General features: G+C 40.1%; 1 pseudogene. It reads right to left on the bottom strand.

The window, feature by feature from the left end:
* A pseudogene (locus tag ACFINS_RS09500) lies at nt 1-2,831 on the bottom strand (hypothetical protein); the annotation flags it as partial.

Here is a 2,831-nt window from a genome sequence, read left to right as displayed (position 1 = left end):
TCTTTATTTGCGATATTGAGTTCTGTACCTTCTACTTCTTTACCAATAGTGATAACCTTCGTATTATCATCCTGCTTGGCAAGGCTATCACTGACAACATTAGTCACATCATTGTGAACATTCGTAATAGAACTTGCAACACCTGCAAGTGCTTCCGCTACACTATTGTAAACCTTTTCATCACCAGTGCTACCATCATCATTGACAGTTTTAAGTTTGAAGGTAGGTGCAACCCATTTTCCATTTTCATAGCCAGCACCTCCACCAAAATACGTCGCAACTGTTTGATTGATTGAATAAAGCTGATTGCCCGTGATCGCTTCTGTCGAACCTTTAGAAATTTCTCCATCTAAAAGAAACTTCAATTTGCTATTGTTTCCTTCCGTTCCATGCTTAGCTACAAATGCATTGGCTTCATTATTCCAATTCAAAGAATCCTGTGCGACTCCTTCAGAAACTTCCTTAATCCTCTGATTGACATTCTTGATATTTGTATCAAGTCCTTCAAAAGCTGAACCAACATTGGTAAAAGGTTTGGCTGTTATCTTACCATCTTTATCAATCTCCGATAAACTATAGGTCGGCCCAGTAAACACACCATTATTAAAAGCTGCATTGCCTCCTAAATAAGTAACAACCTTATCATTCGTTTCAAAAAGCTGACTACCCGTTACAGCATCTGTTGATTTAGCGCTAATCTCACCATTTGCTAGAAACGTAATTCTACTGTTTTCTTGTGTCCTTACAGCTCTGCCTTTTTCTTCTTTACTCTTTTCATGACGCGCTACAAAGGCATCGGCTTCCTTGCTCCATAACAAAGAATCCTGTGCTACTCCTTCAGAAACCTCTTTAATCCTTGCATTCACATTCTTGATATTCTCATCAAGACCTGCAAAAGCGGTTCCAACACCTTTAAAGGCACTCTCTGTTACAACTCCATCTTTAGCAATGTAAGATAATTTATACGTTGGCTGTGTAAGAGCTCCATCTTTAAAGGATGCTTCTCCACCTAAAAACTTAGCTACATCCTCACCGATTTTATTAATCTGACCACCCGTGATTGCATCATGTGAACCCTTGGCAATCTGACCATCGGCAACATTATGAAGACCAACAGCTGCCTTATCCTTACCTTTGCCTAAAGTCACACTCGTGTAATCAATGCCGCCATTATCACCCTCTTTTTTATCGTAATGAACAACAGCCGAGTCATCTGATTGAAGACTGTTAGAAAGCTTCTCTAATCTTTTATCAAGCTGACCTTTGTTAACAGCTTCATTATCCTTTGTTGCTTCACCAACACCTGAAAGTGTCCGATCCCCTTTGTCTTTATTTGCGATATTGAGTTCTGTACCTTCTACTTCTTTACCAATAGTGATAACCTTCGTATTATCATCCTGCTTAGCAAGGCTATCACTGACAACATTGGTCACATCATTATGAACATTCGTGATAGAACTCGCAACTCCAGCAAATGCTTCCGATACACTATTGTAAACCTTTTCCTCACCAGCACTACCATCAGAATTGACAGTTTTAAGCTTGAAGGTAGGTGCAACCCATTCTCCCTTTTCATTATAACCTGCTCCTCCACCAAAATACGTCGCAAACTGTTTTTGCAGATCATAAATCTGTCCACCCGTAATCGCATCACTCGAGCCTGATACTATAGAGCCAGCTGCAAGTGATGTAAGCTTGCTGTTCTCTTTATTGTCCCCATGCGTCGCTACAAACGCACCTTTAGTCTTGCCCCATAACAATGCATCGCCTTGAACTGCTTGCGTAATATTACTTAGTTTTTCATCAAACTTTTTGACCTCATTAGACAGATGAGTGTTCACATTCTTGACACTCGTATCAAGACCCGCAAAGGCGCTACCAACATCGTTATGTGAATTAGTCGTTACTGTACCATCGTCAGAAACATTAGAGATTTTATAAGTCGGAACTGTAAAAACACCCTCTTTAAAGGATGCTTCTCCACCAAGAAACTTAGCTAAATCCTGAGAAATTGTATTGATCTGACTACCATTAATCGCATCATATGAACTCTCACCAATGACACCATCTTTGACATTATGAAGTGCAACTGGTCCTGCATCCTTACCTTTACCTAAAGTCACACTGCTATAGTCAACTATTCCGTCTTCTTTTTTATCGTAGAGAACCACTGCTGAATCATCAGACTGAAGGCTGCTGGAAAGATCCTTCAGACTTGCATCAAGCTGCGCTTTATTGACTGCCTCGTCCCCATTTTGCGCTGCCTTAACACCAGAAAGAATTCGAGCATCACCATCTCGATTTAAAATATTGATTTTATTGCCGCCTCTTTCCGCACCAATAGTAATAAGACCCATCCTATCCTGCTTAACAAGGCTATCACCTTTCACATTGGCAATCTCATTATTAATCTCTTTGCTGATCTCATTTCTAATATTTGTGAAAGAATTACCAACTCCAGCCAAAGCATCCGCCACATTGCCATAGTCTATCTCTTCAGAGTTACCATCATCCTTAACTGTCTTAACCTTAAAACTTGGAGCTTTCCATTTGCCCTCTTTATCATAACCTGCACCTCCACCAAAATAGGTTGCAAGTTGTTCGTTCAGCGAATAAAGCTGTCCACCCGTGACAGCATCCGTTGAATCTTTAGAAACATCACCATCTAAAAGAAACGTAATTTTGCTGTTATCTTGAGTGGCTACAGCTCTGCCTTTTTCTTCTTTGCTCTTTTCATGACGTGCTACAAAGGCGTTGGCTTCATCATTCCATAACAAAGCATCACCTTTAACTTGCTGAGTAATATTCGTTATGTTTTTAGTAAGTTCGCT

This window comes from Bartonella sp. AA2SXKL (genome assembly GCF_042197205.1).
GTDB lineage: Bacteria > Pseudomonadota > Alphaproteobacteria > Rhizobiales > Rhizobiaceae > Bartonella.
The sequence above is the reverse complement of the archived record's forward strand: the minus strand, read 5'-3'. Positions and strand labels throughout refer to the sequence as shown.